Below are 15,445 nucleotides of genomic sequence, written 5' to 3'. Positions count from 1 at the left end.
TTATAGGCCCAAAGGAGCCAATCTGTGGAGGAGGAAAGCGTCTCTTATGAACGGTTGCTGGACGGGATCTCGGACGGAGTCTATTTCATGGACCGAGACCGAATCATTCGGTATTGGAATCGTGGCACAGAGAGAATCACGGGTTTCAAGAAAGAAGAGGTCATCGGAACGGCATGTCGGGACAATGTGCTTAGGCACGTGGATGATGCGGGAACTATTCTCTGTCCGTCCGAGTTAAGTGACCCCCGGCAGAGCCGGGGGTCACTTAACTTTATTCATTTTTTAGGTCGAGTCTGAAGTCCTGACGCCGGAGCCACTTTCTTCCAGAGCCGGACAGGGCTTCAAGCCCGTCCCGGGCAGGTGTCTGATTAGCCGATTCCAGAAATCGTTCCATAGGGGTCTTGCAGTCAAGTGCATCGAGGTCTCTTTCCCAGTCAAGGAATGTTGCCATTCTTGCACCTGTTCTGGGAGATCGGGAATATCGACTAAAGCAGAAGACTAGATCCAGTCCGGGTCAATCCTCTGGTGCCAATCCATCGGCATCTTCTATCCCTAACTTCTTTAAGTAACGGTAAAGAGTGTCGCGGGATATTCGCAGGATACGAGCTGCGGTTGTCTTGTTGCCTCCGGCCTGTCGAAGCGCCTCCATGCACCATTTCTTTGCCACCTCGTCGATCGCTTCTTGAAGTGTGCTGCTCGACGGCAGACAAGTGGTCAAGGACTCGTCCGCGGACCACGTCTGACCACGGCCCTTCAATTTGAGAAAGCTCAAATCCAAAGATTTGCCGTCTGAGAGAATCAGGCCTCTTTCCAGTACGTTACAGAGTTCACGAACATTCCCCGGCCAATCATATTCTGCAAGGACATTTAACGTGGGGGCATCAATAACGGGCTTGTGAAGCTGTAGTTCCCGGCAAAGTCTGGCGACCAGTTCCGCTACGAGAATAGGGATGTCTTCTCGTCTTTCCCGAAGGGGAGGGACCTCTATGGACATCACGTTGATTCTGTAGAAGAGATCGTGTCTAAAATGCCCCTGTTGAACCTCTTGCTGGAGGTTCCTATTAGTGGCGGCGATAAGCCTTGCATTGACGGAGACCTCTTTTTCACCGCCTACACGGGTAAACGTTCTGGTATCGAGGAAGCTGAGCAATTTTGACTGCAATGCAAGCGAGAGTTCTCCGATCTCGTTGAGCAGCAGAGTGCCGCCCTCGGCCAATTCAAGCAGTCCTCGTTTGCGAACCACGGCTCCTGTAAAGGCCCCCTTTTCATGGCCAAACAGCTCCGATTCGGCGAGTTCCGGTGCTATTGCAGCACAATTGACCGAAAAGAAAGGCCCGTTGGCGCGATCGGAATGGCTATGGATGTACTGGGCCAGATAGTCTTTTCCGCTCCCGCTTTCGCCTGTGAGGAGAATGGTGGAGGCCCTTTTTGCCGCAATTTTGGCCTGAAACAAAGTGGATTGCATGGCCTTCGAAGGATACTCTCCGGCCGACTCCAAAGGGACCCCGACTCTCTTCCGATCGGTGATATCACGTGCAATGGTGAAAATACCTATGATCTCACCTGAGTCATCTCTGAGAGGAACTCTCATTTCGAGGAGGACCGCGGGGACATCGTTGATTCTGATAGTATGTTCTTCCTGTATAGTTTCCCCGTTCAGGACACGCGCGTCCACGTCTGTCAGGTAGGAGGCATCTTCCGGACTGAACAGGTCCTCATAAGTTGAACCTATGATTTCAGAGACCGGCAGTCCCAGGAATCTTTCAGCGGCAGGGTTCACGTCAATGTATGTCAACGACCTATCTTTCAGAAAGATATAATCCTCTGACCCTTCAAAAATGGCTCGGAACCTCCGTTCACTCTGACGCAGAGCTTCTTCGACTCTCTTTCGGGCAGTTGTGTCCTGTCCCACGAACTGGAACCCGAGGCGTTCGCCGTTGTCGCCAAATAACGCCCGGCTGGTCCACTTCAACCAGCGGCGTTCACGGCGGGAAGTGGGAACTTGGATTTCATAAGTCGACACAGGGTGTTGATAACTCAAGGAAGCGAGATGGTTTTGTATCTCTTGCCGTGATTTCCCGGGCAGGAGGGGCAATAAGCTCCGCCCGATAAGCTCCTTTTCCTCAACATCGAAATAACGGCAGAAGGCACTGTTGACAAAGGTGAACTTCCACTCCGCTGAGAGGCGGCAGATCAATTCGGTTTGATCCTGTACAACCGCGCGGTACCGTTCTTCGCTTTCCTTAAGGGACTGTTCCGCTCGCTTCCTCTCCGATATGTCCGAAATGGCGGCAACGGTGGCTTTGGGACGATCGGGGGTCCCCAGAGCTTTCATCCTTATGTGACCTTCAAAATGCGAGCCGTCTTTTCGTCTGAACGTAGCGTCCGTATCGGTCACTGCGCCGGTTCGAAGGCTTTCATACAAGATCTTTCCGACACGGTCATACTCTGCGTCGGATGAATAGATCATCCTGGTGGTTTGCCCTACAAATTCGCTTTCATTTTCGAACCCGAACATTTCCACCCAAGCTTCGTTGGCCCACTCCATGACCCGATCTTCGGACAGACCAATCCCCACCGGAGATGTGGACAATATGCTCCGTAAGAGCGTTTCGCTGTCCCGCATCTCCTTCTCGACACGTTTACGTTCCCGGATTTCTTTCCTTAAAGCTTCCTGATGTTTCTGGCTGAGCAGAAGTTGTTTCTTTTCAAGGGTCAGATCTTCGATGAGAATAAGTATCAGCCTTTGGTCGGCCATACGGAGGGACCGGAAGAACATCCGACCCCATATTCTCTTGTTTTCAATTCCCAGTGCCGCCTGATAGGCCCGCGGCTTTCTGGTAGAGAAGACCTCTTCGGTGACAAGCTGAATCTCCTTCGCAGTGGCAGGATCGGGGCATATTGCAGTAATCGGCGCGGCCAGCACCTTCTCATAGGACGGGCTCATTCTTCCGCACGCTTCATTCGCAAAGATTATGCAATGGGTTTGATCAATCAACAAGGCGGGGATGGGCAGAGCTTGCAACAACTTGCCGAGTGAGCTTGTCTGCACTCCTTTGACATAGAAGCTCCCCGACGTACTCACATCCTCGGTCAGAAGGGTGGCAAAGTCTATCGCGATCGATTCGGTATCTTCAAAATCGCCTCCACTAGGAGGCTTGTCGGGTTTCATGATCCATTCCGGTCGGTTTGCATCATTCCGTCCGAGAAGGATACCATGTTTCAACCCGATACGAAACCCGGCCCCAATTGCACGCCGCAAGTTCTTGTTCGTCCGTGTCGGATTCTCGCCGTTTCAGCCGCGGACGGCAAGCACATGGCAATGAATATTTTTCGTAGATGATCAACCATCATGTTACTATGGTACCTAGTTTTAGCTGTCGAAACGAACGGTTTTTTTCGTCAAACCTGCGGAGGTACGTACCGAAAATTCCGAAGGAGGGATCGGTGCCAAATCGAGCAAAAGACTGGTTGGCCCAAGCGATTCGGGACCTTGACCAGGCCCGATCTTCCGCGTCGGAAGGACGCCATGAGTGGGCTTGCTTCGCAGCTCACCAAGCAGCGGAGAAAGCGGTCAAGGCTCTGCACTTGACCGCCGGGCAGGAGGCGTGGGGTCATGTTGTAGCTCGACTATTGGTGGACCTGCCTTTTCCACCGCCGGAGGACATGGTCGAGAAGGCTCGAGTTCTGGACAACTTCTATATCCCCACTCGTTATCCGAACGGGCACCCGGCAGGTGCTCCGTTCGAGCACTACGGGCGGCTACAAAGCGAAGAGGCTATCAAATATGCCGGTGAGATCATTGAGTTCGCCAGTGTTCAAATGGCCCAATCGCCACGAAGTGGATAAAGCGGTCCGTGTTTGGGCCGGACATATAGTGAAACGGCATCCCGAGGCAATCAAACTCGGGTACTTCGGCTCATATGCTCGAGGTGATTGGGGCGTTGGGAGCGATCTGGATCTGATCGCTATAGTGGGTAGCGCCGAGGATGTCTTTGAAAGACGGTCTCTGAACTGGGAAGTAGATCAACTGCCTGTGCCGGCACAAATTATTGTGTACACGCTGGAAGAATGGGAATCGTTTAGACAGCACCGTGGACGATTCGTGCTCACTCTGGAGCGGGAAACGGTTTGGGTCCATCACGACACTACGTCAAACAAAAAAATCCCGCGTCGTTCTGATTAGCAGACTACGCGGGATTCTTTGGATTTCTGGTGCCGAGGGCCGGAATCGAACCACCGACACAAGGATTCTTAGGACGTTTCTCCAGCACCAAATACACCAATAACAGTGTGTTATCACGGCGAAGGCCGTTGCCAAAATGTCGGTCGGGCGGTTCGAGGGGCCTAGAAGAGTGCGTAGATCATCAAAGCCGCCTTTGATCCGAGCGTCACAACGAACACACCCAACACAGCGATCAGGACGAAGAGAGGGGCAAGCCACCACATCTTATATGTGCGCAAAAAGTAAAGGTATTCTGCTAGTAGACCGTGGCTGGATTGCTTCGTTTTCCGTGTATCCATCAACTCTGCCTCCGCAATGATTCCTTAGTCGTCTTGGGAGGATGGACGAACATGCTCGTCTTGAGCCGGTTTTCCTGCCAATCTCGCTGCAAACGGTCCATGCCCACTAGTCGCAGCAGCGATCCAAAGACGCCGATCCCAAGCATGTAGATGATGACGACCATCAAGAACGAAACTGCCTTTCCAAGAATCTCGGCTCCCAGGTTCAATATCAGATAGATGTTGTACCCTAGCCCTCGGCCTACGGCCCCACCTATCAAGGCGGTAGCACTCAAGACTGCCAGGAACCAAACTATTCTAGGGCCGTCGAACAGCCAGAATAGAACGATGGCCGCGATGGCTAATCCACATCCGGCTCTAATTAGAGCCGATCGTTCATACTTTGATAATAACTCACGAGACCCTGTCTCCATCCTGTCATCCTTCACTCTTTGGCATTTCTTTAAGGCTTCCTTCTGGGTAGTTTAGCTCCAGGCCGGGCTTGGTAACCACGAAGTTCTCAAGTACCAGAACATCCATGTCGCTCATCGAAAAACAGTGGTAGGCATCTATATGGTCACATACGATGGGTTCGCCACGCAGATTGAAGCTGGTGTTTACGATCATGGGGCAGCCCGTAAGGTTGTGGAACTCCTTGATGATCTGCCAGAAGCAACCGTTGCGCTCGCTGGTGGTGGTTTGAAGGCGGACGGAGTAGTCCACATGGGTTATGGCCGGCACCTCGGAACGAACGACCTTCAGCTTGGCAAACCCCGTCTCTTTTAGGTTCTGTTCCTCGTTCAGGCGACGGTCCTGCCGGATCGGGACCACCATGAGCATATAAGGGCTCGGAGCATCCATCTCGAAAAAGTCTTGGGAATGGTCTTCCAGCACAGCGGGAGCAAAAGGACGGAACGATTCCCTGTACTTGATCTTCAAGTTGATCCTCGTTTGGTTCTTCGCGTCCCGGGGATCGCCCAACACACTGCGTGCCCCCAGCGCCCTGGGCCCAAATTCCATTCGGCCTTGGCAAAGGCCCACTATAAGTCCTTCCGCAAGCCACCCGGCGATTTGCTTGGGCAGCAGGGCCTGATCCACCTCGATGTACGGCTGATTCATGGCGTTCAGGTATGTTCCGGCGCTATCCGTCTGAATAGCCGGGCCAAGATATGCCCCGTTCATAGCATCCTTCGATGCAGTCCGTTTGTTTTCCAGGGCCTCGTACCAAACTTGTAGTGCAGCGCCGACGGCCCCGCCGGCATCTCCTGCAGCCGGCTGAATATAAATCTCCTCGAACAAGTGCTCGCGATGAATGACCCCGTTGGCCACACAGTTCAATGCTACCCCTCCTGCTAGGCACAGGTTGGCGGCACCGGTCAGGTCCTTGGCTGTCCTAGCCAGCCGCAGCATCGCTTCTGTAGTAATGGCTTGAACCGACGCGGCGAAATCCATATGAAACTGATCCAGCTCCGACTCGGGTTTCCTGACCGCATGTTCGGTCACCGTGCACAGTTGGTCATTGATCATGGAAAGCCCGTGGACGAAATCGAAGTATTTGAGATTCAGCGCACAGGACCCATCGCTTTTCAGGTCCAAGATGTTGTCCAGAATCAGGTTCACATATTTCGGAGTCCCATACGGAGCCAGCCCCATGACCTTATATTCGTCAAAATTTACCTTGAAACCCAAATACTGAGTCATAGCGGAATAGAACAAGCCCAGTGAGTGAGGGAAATGCACCTCTCTGAGCATTTCGATCCTGTTTCCCATACCCTTGCCTATGGAAGTGCAGGCCCACTCACCCACCCCGTCCACAACCACGATTGCCGCTTCCTCAAAGGGGCTGCAAAAAAAGGACGAGGCCGCGTGTGACTCATGGTGCCGCGAGAAAAACATCTCGCCTTCAAACCCCGGGATGTTTTTCGAAATCACGGCCGGTATATGCAGCTTCTGATTCAACCATAGCGGCAGACTGACCCTAAAGCTCTTGAAACTGATCCAGGGCGTTTCGAGGTACGATTGAAGCAATCTGCTGAAGGTAAGCACAGGTTTGTCATAGTAGGCTACCGCAAAAAGCTGCGATCCCGTGATCCCAGCTTCTGCAAGGCAATACTCTACGGCCTTTTCCGGAAAACGGTCATCCCCTTTCTTCCTGGAAAAGCGTTCTTCCTGAGCCGCGGCGACAATTTGGCCATCCGCCACCAAACACGCTGCGCTGTCATGATAGAATGCCGAAATGCCCAGGATGTACGTGGTCATGCGGACTTGCCCTTTTCCTTTTGGATTGCTTCCAGTGCTCGCTCTCCTTCCTGACTAATGCAATCTACACTTTCCATGACGTCCCGCATCTCTTCGCAATAATTTCCACAAGAAGGGGCATATGTCTCTTCGTCCGCGAACGGTGTTTTTATTGCTTCTTTCCGATCATGATGAAGAGCCCGCCCTCTACGTCGTTAACCATTTGGTGCATCTGCGTTACTATTCGGCCTAAGTGTGTGCCCGATGACTCCGGTTCGAAAAGGGATCGCCTGTAATCCCAAGTGGACTCATCACCGGGAATTGTGCTGGGAATCGCTCGAATGAACCTGATTCCTGCTTGGTCGAACCATCCCAGCACCTCATCCATGGTATGCCGCGATTCGTGCGGGTTGCGGTACTGGTCCATAGCCCAAGCGCGCCTTTTTTCTTCGTCCATGGGATGCTTTCGTAAATATGGCTCTACGGCCAGCACTCGCTCACCGCCAATCCACGAAAGCCATGCCAGCAGGCGGTTCTTAAGGCGTCCGAGGGAATTGTAGAGGCCTATGATAATATGCCCCCCTGGTTTAACAAAGCGCACGAGCCCTTGAAATCCCTTCTTGGGATCGGAAGTATGATGCAACACGCCGGTGCAAATCACGACGTCAAAACTCTCCTGAAGAAGAGGAAGCCTGAAAAGATTCATCTGGGCAAACGTGACGTTTGTCAGGCCGTTACGATCCTTGAATTCCTGACCAAGTTTGAGCGAGTTCCAGGTCATGTCGCAAGAGAGTACCCGCCGGTTGGCAATGCTCAAGAAATTTCCAAGCTGCCCTGTACCGCATCCCGCTTCGAGAACCGTGGTAAGGGGCGGTATCGAACGGTTCAAGAGATCGGAAAAGCGACGAGCAAAGCTTTTCTCCAGCAGAGAACCTATCGTCTCCATTTCATCGTAGTTCGGAAACGGATGATGGCTGTAGAAATCTTCCATCAGCACGGCAACGTCATCTCCTTCGACGGGCAGGAAGGCCCTCAAAATGCCTGCCTCGATAGGAAACCTGATAGAAGGGCGGCCCACACTCACAAACCCGCTTCCGTCATACCGAGTGGGCGAACCCGTGCTGGGGCAGCTCAGAATGCTATTCAGCCATTCGAGGTGATCTGAAGCCATCGTAACTCCGTCTTGACGCCGCACCGTACGATTTCGTGGATGGTCAGTGGCCGGTGGCTTTGCGAGCTGCCTCTGAAAGGCTCGGCCCGATGATTCCGGCCACATATTCCGCGATGATCGCGTTTCCGGCACTCTCCACGTGAAAAGCGTCGAGGAAAATAGGCGCCCGGTTGGCGTCAAGAATTCCTGAGGCATCGTGCGCCGCAAGACCCGATTCCTTTAGCCTGCCTATTGCGTCCCTCAGTGCCGGGTAGGTGACCTTGAAAACATGACCGTAAGCAACATGACATCTGGATAAGACTTCCGTTTCGTGAGCGGTCAAAGGCCGATCGATTGTATACAGACCAGGCTGCAAAAAGACAAAAACCTGGCACCCGCGACCGGCGCAGGCGCTCGCTGCGTCGCGCATGTTTTTTTCATAATTTTCCGAAGTCTGCTTAACCAAGTCGCTCACAATGCCGGCATTCTGCAAATGATCGGGCAAGTCGCCCTGGTTATTCCGCTTCAGCCGTGCCCACTCGCCTGCAGCCAGATCGACAAAAGCCAAACGGCGACGAATCTTGACAGTCCACCGCGCCTCCCGATCTGCCAAAGTTTCATAAATCGTGCCACGAGGCTGCTTGCAGACAACACCCTGAATAACGTCGTTCGCTCCATTCAAAAAAATACAGAGAGCGGGTGCGTCGCCTCTGGAAAGCTCCAGACGCTGCCTTTCCAACTCCTGATAGGAGTTGACCGATGTTACGCCATAGTTAATTACCTCAAACTGAGCATCGGGAACGGCCTTGTTTATGAGGTTCTGGAGTTGGCTGGGCCAAGTCAAATCGTCAGGCACTTCGGAGCAATAAGTGGTCGAGCCTCCAAAAATACAAATACGTCCACCAAACGGCACGCGAGGATTCCTCACAAAACCTGTGGTCTTTCGGACTCCGCCCGTGACCGTGAAGTACCGGTCGGAGTAGTCACGTGGAAGAATAAGACGCGTTCCTTCAGGTGTATGCCAACCGCCGGGTTGAACAAAGGACGCTTGGAGGAATCCCTCACTGAACCAAGGCTTGCTTGTGTAAGCTGCGTTGGTGAGACGGTCCCGGTAGTTCCAATAAGAAGGCAGGTTAGCCCGCAGAGAACGCGATGCCGCTTCCACCAACACCAGGAGCCCCACGATGGTAACAATTGCGAAAACCAGCTTTTTTCCCCAAGAGAGGGAGACGTTTGCCGACATACTTTGCCTAACTGCTCGGTTCAACGATGGCCTGCCGCCGCGGGCCCGAAACAAATTAGCACATTCTTGCCACGTTCTGAAGTTTCGAGTCAGCGGAGCGGTCTGTAGACAAGAGTTCGCCCCGCGTCCTCCGCTGAGCCAAATGCAATGCCTAGTGCGTCTTCCTGTAACGCGACGATATCGCCGGATTGCCGAGAATACTTGGTGGCTTTGTGATTTTCAAGTCTTCAAAGGTTTCCACAAAAGAAAAAGGGTTCAAGAAATCTCTTGAACCCTTAAGTATTCCCATGGTGCCGAGGGGCGGAATCGAACCGCCGCCACAAGGATTTCCAGTTGGCTCCTCACGCATCTCAAACAATAAAATGCTGGGACGGCCGTTTCGTCTTCTCGCCGTGTTCTGCGGCCTGCCGATCAGGCGCCAGGCGATACCCTCTGATCGGGTGCGCCGTCGTTCGCCGGTGGGTGTTTCCCGAGGATGACGCTGTAGATGTGATCGGGGGCCAGGGGAAGTTCATGAAAGCGGATGCCGGTGGCATCGGCCAAAGCGTTGGCCAGCGCCGGGGCTACCGGGTTGATCGGAGCTTCGCTCATGCTCTTGGCACCCAGGGGGCCAAAGACATCCGTTGTCCGTGCAAAATAGACCTCGCTGCGTGGGACATCGGCGTAAGCCGGGATGCGGTAGTGACGGAATGTCGGGTTAACGACCCGTCCCTCCTGGTCGAAAACCATTTTTTCGTAAAGGGCCCATCCCAGTCCCTGGGCAATAGCGCCTTCGACCTGGCCCTGGAGTTGCCGCGGATTGATCACCACTCCGGCATCAACTGCTTGAACGCTCTGGAGGATTTTGATTTCCCCTGTAACGCGATGGACCGCGATCCGGAAACCGTGAACGTTAAAAGCCACTGTGCGCGGCGTTCCATAGGCCTTGCGTACGACCTGCAGAAGCTGTCCCGCCTGCAATGCCGCGTTGTGAAGATCAACCAGCCCGATCCTGGCGCCATCGCAAACAACAGCATCCGATTCCAGCCGGCATTTGTCGCGGCTGGTACCGCAATGCCGGGCAGCGAAATCCAAGATCCGCTCCCGAAGGGATTCTGCCGCCTGATGCACCGCCTTTCCAGCCACGGTCGTTCCGGCGCTGCCGAACGGCCCGGTATCATAGCCCGTGCGATCGGTGTCAGACTGGATTGAGAACACGCTCTCCGGGGAAGTGCCGAGAACCGTGGCGATAATCTGTCGGCGGACCGTGGTTGAACCATTGCCGAATTCCGGCGACCCGATTGTCAGGTGGTACTTGCCATCAGCCTCCAGGCTGAGACCCGCTTCGGAACGATGCTCGAGGGGCGGCGTACAAGCAATCATTGCCAGCGCGACACCCTTCCCAGCCAGCCACTCATCTCCCTCGGGGCAGGCAAGTCCATTGCCTCGGGCGAGAGCGTCGCGCGCCAGATCGAGGCACTGGTCCAGTCCATAGCTTCCGTAGTCCAGGTCGTCCGGCTCACAGCCCAGCGACGTCATCGGATCGCCGGGGTGTACGACATTTCGATGTCGGAACTCGATGGGGTCCATGTTCAAGCCCCGGGCGAGTTCGTCCATCGCCGACTCGACCGCAAAAATTGTCTGCGACAGCCCGTAGCCGCGAAATGCCCCGGCGGGGACCGTGTTGGTGTAAACCGCGTAGGCGTCGATCTTCTTGTTCGGGCAATGATAGACCGAAACCGATTCGCCCGTGGAATGGAAGAGTACTGAGCCGCCATGCGTGCCGTAGGCCCCCGTGTTAGAAACGATTCGTAAATGGAGGGCGGTCAGCGTGCCGTCCCGTTTTGCCCCGACCTTCACGTGGATCTTCATCGGATGCCGCGTGGTGGCGCCGAAGAATTGCTCCTCCCTGGTGTACTCCAACTGGACCGGCTTGCCTGTCTTGATCGTGGCGAGGGCGCAAATATCCTCTGTCACCATTTCCTGCTTCGCGCCGAATCCGCCGCCGACGCGCTCGGTGAACACACGCACGCTGTTCGGATAGAGGCCGAAGAGATAGCACAGCTTTGCCTTGGTAAGGAAAGGGGTCTGTGTGCTGGTCCGGACATTCAGACGCTGGTTTTCGTCGATCCACGCGGTCGTGCAGTGCGTCTCGAGATGAGCATGCTGGGCTCGGGGCGTAGAATAGGTCGCTTCGTGGAGGACATCCGCCTGCGCGAAAGCGGCCTCAACGTCGCCAACGCCGCCGTGGAGTTCGAGCAAGATGTTTCGACCCGGTCGCTGGATACGGGACTCGGCGCCCTTGTCGTGAAGGACCGGAGCGCCGACGCGCATCGCTTCCTCCGGATCGAAAACAGCCGGCAGCAATTGATAGTCCACCTCCAGGCGGCGGCATCCCTCCTCTGCAGCTCCCACGCTGTCCGCCACCACGGCCGCGACGCTCTGACCCACGTGACGGACCACGTTGTCCAGAATGTACGTGTCGTTGGGATCGGAGTGATAATCGTCGTGATTGGCCCTGGTAAACAGCCGCCGCGGGACATCCTCCCACGTGAAGACCGCGTGGACACCGGGAACCGCCAATGAGCGTTCCTTGCGAATAGACACAATCCGCGCGTGCGCGTGCGGTGACCGGAGCAGTCTAAGGTGCAGCAGTCCGTCCATGTGCATGTCGAGGGTATAGGGCTCCTTTCCCGTGACGATTGCTGCGGATGCCGGCGCCGCGACGCTGCTGCCGAACGCCTCTCCCGGCTGCGGTTCCTCAATCGCCTTCATTCCACCGATCGCGTCCTCGATCGAGTGGTATCCGGTACAACGGCAGAGATTGCCCTTGAGCATGTGCGGCAAGTCCTTGCGGTCTTCCTCGTTGAGGCTGGCAGCGGTCATGGTAAGCCCCGCTGTACAGAATCCGCACTGGAAACCCTGTGCGTCGATAAACGCCTGCTGCACGGGATGGAGTTCTCCATCGACGGCTAATCCCTCGATCGTCGTCACCTGTCGGCCCGCAGCGCGGAATGCCGGCACCAGGCAACTGTGGACGGGAACGCCATCGAGCCAGACTGTGCATGCTCCGCAATCGCCGGCATCGCATCCCTTCTTGACTCCGAGCCACCCCAGATCGCGCAGGAAGGTCCGCAGGCACTGCCCGGGCCGCGGCTCTCTGGAGAAGGTCTTGCCGTTGATGTGATAAATCATGAGCCACCCCCGGCCGAAAGTTCACTGCGGATTTCTTCGGCGAAATAGAAGGTCATATGTTTGCGGTACGCAGGGGTCCCATGAACGTCATCCAGGTACAAAGCATCCGGGATCGCTTCGCGAAGCTTGCTTCGAAGTTGATCGGCAGCCGGGACCCCAGGGAACTCGATCCGAACTGGTCGCACTGTGGCGGCGGTGACGGTCAGCGCAAAACTCCCTTCAAGCGGGCATACGACGCCGATGAGCAACACCGAGGACCGGCCCAGGTGCGTCAGCGACATTCGGCGAAAGCTGGTTCGCTTCTGAAGGGCAGATGCCGGCAAGTTGATGCTGCGGAGCAAATCCCCCGGTCCTAGGACGTTCTGCTGAACGCCGGTGACGAAATCCACGACCCCTACGCACCGCTCGCCCCCGTCGTGCGGCCAGATCGTGCAAACGCCTTCGAGAGCGGCAGTCAGGGAGATCATCGCACCGGCCGGCAGGGACATGCAGATGTTACCGCCCACGCTAGCAGTGTTCCAGATCTTGAACGATGCCAGCAGCGACCGGCAGCACTGGCGGATCAGGGGCGCAGCGCTCCACTCCCCAGGCGCAGAGAGGCCATAGAGCTGGCTGATCGTGCACGTCGCGGCAATTGCGAGACCTGTCTCGCTGACTTGCAGCGGTTCCCAGCGAAGCTGTTCCAGATCGATGAGCCGACGCACGGCGGGCTGCGGTTCGGAGAAAAGCCAGGTTCCGCCGGCCAGCCAGGCGTCTGAGTCGCACCAGTGGGGGATGTCATCCCTGGTCGAGGGACGAGCCACTTCAGAAACCGTGTTGAGATCCATGTTATACCGCCTTTCACTTGCAACTGCCGCTCCGCCGCTAATTCGGAATAGCGGCGGCGATCAACTGGGCATCATGATGGATGCGTCGCTCTGAGTTCGTCTATCCCGTCACCTGGCGGAACAGGAGGGCCAAGCCCGCCAAGACGAGGAGGATCAGAAAAAGCCCACCGACCGAGATGGCCCTTTCCTTCTCAGAATTTGCCCTGAGCCAAGGGGTGAGCACGATGTTCAGCACCGGCATCACGACCCACTGGAGAATGGCTACGCTGAGGGTGTTTCCGATCAGCATGGCCAACGCCAGTCCCAGAGGCTCCGTGTAAGGACCCGGAAAGAGCGTGAGCAACATGACGGTAGGATATAGCCCGAGAAGCACCGTCAGGGCGATTTTCCAGGAGGGCGGCGGCGCCGCCGGGCCTTGGGCATGTCCGGCAAACCAAGCGCCGAAACCCCCTGGCAGAGCCTTCAGCTCAAAGTCCCCGACGTGCGCTTGGAGTTTCTCCACCCACTGCGCCCGAACCGACGAGTTCAGCCACCCCTGAAGTGACTTTTCATCGTCGAAGTGGATCACCACCACCCACTCGTCTCGCCGGCTGTCACCCGGGGGGTAGACGTCGGTGCCGCGATAGCCCGCAAACCCCTCAGCTGCACCAGCGACGCCGCGCTGCCATTCCATGAACCAGTCCGCGATGGAAGCAGGGACGTGTTGCACCACAACCGCGGAGGCCCTTGATATATGCACTTCCAAACTTGACCTCCTCATGTTTGAGGAATTTGACCGCGCTCCGGCCGGCAAAGAGGCTGGGGCCTCGGTCCGGCGGCCGCGGCCCTACGCTTGCGCTGGGTCAGAGGCTTTCTTGTACGCGCGCTTTCCGGCGACCCATGTCTCGTCGATGTTGCGGTCGTCGCCGACCGTCATGACGCCGAACAGCAACTGGGCCGCCTGCTCAATGGTCTCCGGGCCGGCGCCTTCCACGATGAGCGACTGGTGCCAGCGCATCGCGAGCTGACCCGCGTTCCAGTCGATGGCGACGAAATCGGCCTCCTTGCCCTTGTCGAAATTGCCCAGCATGTCGTCGAGGTACAGGGCGCGGGCGCCGCCGAGGGTGGCAAGGTAAAACGCTCGATAGGGCGATAGTTTGTTGCGCTCGGCCTCGGCCAGGTCCTGCTCGCGCGGGTTAACGGAACCGTCGAGCATGGTGTTGTTGCACATGCCTACCTTGTAAGCCTCTTCGAGCACGCGAACGATGGTGAATGCGTTGCCGCCACCCATGTCGCAACCCACGGCGATGCGGACGGGGTAGTCAGGGTCTGTGGCACGGCCCAGGCGGAAGAGCCCGCTGCCGAGGAACAGGTTCGACAGCGGGCAGAAAGCAATCGCCGCACCCGCCTTAGAGAAGCGGCGAAATTCGTCATTGGAGAGCCAGACCCCGTGGCCGGCAACGAACTTCGGTCCCAGCAGCCCGTGTTTTTCGTGGACGTGCGTGTAGTCGTCGCAACCGGGGAAGTGGTAGTGCGCTGTACGAATTTCAGACGGGTTCTCGGAGATGTGCGTATTGACCCAGCAGTCTTTGTGCTCCTGCTTCAACTGCCGGCAGCGCTCCATCATCTCTCCTGTACAGCCCACAGCGAAGCGCGGGGTGATGGCGTAGAGGTTGCGGCCCTTGCGGTGATAGCGGTCGATCAGGCGCTGGGACTCGCGGTAAAATTCATCCGGTGTGATGACGAAGTCGTCGGGTGCAAAACGGTCGATGCCGGTCAGGCCCGCGATCACGCGCATGTTGCGCCGAGTCGCCTCGTCGAAGAACTCCTCGGTCGAGACCGGGCTGCTGGTGGTGAACGCCAGGCACGTCGTCGTGCCGCCTGCGAGCATAGCGTCGAAGAAGTGCCCTGCGGCGGTGCGCGCGTAGTCGCGGTCGCGGTACTTCAGTTCTTCGGGAAAAATCCAGGTTTGCAGCCAATCCAGAAGTTGGTTGCCGTACGCCCCGAGGACGCGCACTTGCGGAAAGTGAATGTGTCCGTCTATGAATCCAGGAAGGATGAGCCGATTTTGCAGGTGGGTGACGGGGACGTCGGGATGGCGCCGCGAGACGTCGGCGAATGTACCAAAATCCTCGACGACTCCATCCTTGACGACGAGCAGTCCATCTCGGATAAAGCGTGCAGCGTCCTGCTCGTGCCCTATGTTCTTCCACGGGTCGTCGATGAAGTCGAAGAACGTTCCTCGGATCGCACACCTAGCATCGGCCATGACGGTTCCTCCTCTCAAAACAAGATTGCGCTGGGATGCACTTCGTTGTGTGACAGAGATGG

14 protein-coding genes are annotated in these 15,445 nt (G+C 56.3%); 3 read left to right on the top strand and 11 right to left on the bottom strand.

The annotated features are described in order from the left end of the window. Positions 1-24: 24 nt before the first annotated feature. Positions 25-297: a PAS domain-containing protein gene (locus HY913_13475; protein MBI4964282.1), complete on the top strand. Its 273-nt coding sequence runs from the start codon at positions 25-27 to the stop codon at positions 295-297. On the opposite strand, the gene HY913_13470 is transcribed toward HY913_13475, so the two are convergent. Beyond that, complete coding sequence (locus HY913_13470; protein MBI4964281.1) at positions 272-451, bottom strand: hypothetical protein; 180 nt, start codon at positions 449-451, stop codon at positions 272-274. The two genes, HY913_13475 and HY913_13470, sit on opposite strands and share 26 nt — an antisense overlap. Before the next feature lie 63 nt (positions 452-514). Further along, positions 515-3,172 (bottom strand): sigma 54-interacting transcriptional regulator, encoded by a 2,658-nt coding sequence (locus HY913_13465; GenBank protein MBI4964280.1) that lies wholly within the window; start codon positions 3,170-3,172, stop codon positions 515-517. A gap of 188 nt (positions 3,173-3,360) precedes the next feature. Between HY913_13465 and HY913_13460 the strand changes: the two genes are divergently transcribed. Together HY913_13460 and HY913_13455 are read left to right on the top strand one after the other, a co-directional pair. Further along, positions 3,361-3,849 (top strand): HEPN domain-containing protein, encoded by a 489-nt coding sequence (locus HY913_13460; GenBank protein MBI4964279.1) that lies wholly within the window; start codon positions 3,361-3,363, stop codon positions 3,847-3,849. Further along, positions 3,788-4,186 (top strand): nucleotidyltransferase domain-containing protein, encoded by a 399-nt coding sequence (locus HY913_13455; GenBank protein ID MBI4964278.1) that lies wholly within the window; start codon positions 3,788-3,790, stop codon positions 4,184-4,186. The genes HY913_13460 and HY913_13455 overlap by 62 nt, the downstream gene beginning before the upstream one ends. Before the next feature lie 161 nt (positions 4,187-4,347). Here the strand turns inward: HY913_13455 and HY913_13450 are convergent, their stop codons facing one another. The 9 genes from HY913_13450 to guaD all read right to left on the bottom strand — a co-directional run bounded on the left by HY913_13450 (position 4,348) and on the right by guaD (position 15,383). After that, positions 4,348-4,524: a hypothetical protein gene (locus HY913_13450; protein MBI4964277.1), complete on the bottom strand. Its 177-nt coding sequence runs from the start codon at positions 4,522-4,524 to the stop codon at positions 4,348-4,350. Beyond that, the gene (locus tag HY913_13445) at positions 4,524-4,937 is read right to left on the bottom strand and encodes a hypothetical protein (protein ID MBI4964276.1); all 414 of its coding nucleotides are present in this window, start codon (positions 4,935-4,937) and stop codon (positions 4,524-4,526) included. The genes HY913_13450 and HY913_13445 overlap by 1 nt, the downstream gene beginning before the upstream one ends. 4 nt (positions 4,938-4,941) lie before the next feature. Continuing rightward, positions 4,942-6,762, bottom strand: a complete 1,821-nt coding sequence (locus HY913_13440) for a hypothetical protein (protein MBI4964275.1) — start codon at positions 6,760-6,762, stop codon at positions 4,942-4,944. 148 nt (positions 6,763-6,910) lie between these two features. Further along, positions 6,911-7,912, bottom strand: coding sequence for a class I SAM-dependent methyltransferase (locus HY913_13435; GenBank protein MBI4964274.1), 1,002 nt, complete (start codon positions 7,910-7,912; stop codon positions 6,911-6,913). 43 nt (positions 7,913-7,955) lie between these two features. Then, positions 7,956-9,134 (bottom strand): hypothetical protein, encoded by a 1,179-nt coding sequence (locus tag HY913_13430; protein ID MBI4964273.1) that lies wholly within the window; start codon positions 9,132-9,134, stop codon positions 7,956-7,958. Between the two features lie 411 nt (positions 9,135-9,545). Next, positions 9,546-12,308, bottom strand: a complete 2,763-nt coding sequence (locus HY913_13425; protein MBI4964272.1) for a molybdopterin-dependent oxidoreductase — start codon at positions 12,306-12,308, stop codon at positions 9,546-9,548. Beyond that, on the bottom strand, positions 12,305-13,135 hold the full coding sequence (locus HY913_13420; GenBank protein ID MBI4964271.1) for an FAD binding domain-containing protein: 831 nt from the start codon (positions 13,133-13,135) through the stop codon (positions 12,305-12,307). Before HY913_13420 ends, HY913_13425 begins: the two co-directional genes overlap by 4 nt. A 100-nt stretch (positions 13,136-13,235) precedes the next feature. Beyond that, positions 13,236-13,880, bottom strand: a complete 645-nt coding sequence (locus tag HY913_13415) for a hypothetical protein (protein MBI4964270.1) — start codon at positions 13,878-13,880, stop codon at positions 13,236-13,238. A gap of 81 nt (positions 13,881-13,961) precedes the next feature. Beyond that, complete coding sequence (guaD, locus tag HY913_13410) at positions 13,962-15,383, bottom strand: guanine deaminase (protein MBI4964269.1); 1,422 nt, start codon at positions 15,381-15,383, stop codon at positions 13,962-13,964. Positions 15,384-15,445 lie beyond the last annotated feature (62 nt).

Source organism: Desulfomonile tiedjei (assembly GCA_016212925.1).
Lineage (GTDB): Bacteria > Desulfobacterota > Desulfomonilia > Desulfomonilales > Desulfomonilaceae > JACRDF01.
Note: the sequence above shows the minus strand (reverse complement) of the source record. Positions and strands in the feature narration are given on the sequence as shown.

Excerpts from the sequence above, each read along its gene's own strand:
- HY913_13465 (MBI4964280.1), bottom strand. The coding sequence starts at position 3,172 with ATGAAACCCGACAAGCCTCCTAGTGGAGGCGATTTTGAAGATACCGAA.
- HY913_13435 (MBI4964274.1), bottom strand. The coding sequence starts at position 7,912 with ATGGCTTCAGATCACCTCGAATGGCTGAATAGCATTCTGAGCTGCCCC.
- HY913_13440 (MBI4964275.1), bottom strand. The coding sequence starts at position 6,762 with ATGACCACGTACATCCTGGGCATTTCGGCATTCTATCATGACAGCGCA.
- HY913_13430 (MBI4964273.1), bottom strand. The coding sequence starts at position 9,134 with ATGTCGGCAAACGTCTCCCTCTCTTGGGGAAAAAAGCTGGTTTTCGCA.
- HY913_13455 (MBI4964278.1), top strand. The coding sequence starts at position 3,788 with ATGCCGGTGAGATCATTGAGTTCGCCAGTGTTCAAATGGCCCAATCGC.
- guaD (MBI4964269.1), bottom strand. The coding sequence starts at position 15,383 with ATGGCCGATGCTAGGTGTGCGATCCGAGGAACGTTCTTCGACTTCATC.
- HY913_13445 (MBI4964276.1), bottom strand. The coding sequence starts at position 4,937 with ATGGAGACAGGGTCTCGTGAGTTATTATCAAAGTATGAACGATCGGCT.
- HY913_13420 (MBI4964271.1), bottom strand. The coding sequence starts at position 13,135 with ATGGATCTCAACACGGTTTCTGAAGTGGCTCGTCCCTCGACCAGGGAT.
- HY913_13425 (MBI4964272.1), bottom strand. The coding sequence starts at position 12,308 with ATGATTTATCACATCAACGGCAAGACCTTCTCCAGAGAGCCGCGGCCC.
- HY913_13460 (MBI4964279.1), top strand. The coding sequence starts at position 3,361 with ATGGTACCTAGTTTTAGCTGTCGAAACGAACGGTTTTTTTCGTCAAAC.
- HY913_13450 (MBI4964277.1), bottom strand. The coding sequence starts at position 4,524 with ATGGATACACGGAAAACGAAGCAATCCAGCCACGGTCTACTAGCAGAA.
- HY913_13470 (MBI4964281.1), bottom strand. The coding sequence starts at position 451 with ATGGCAACATTCCTTGACTGGGAAAGAGACCTCGATGCACTTGACTGC.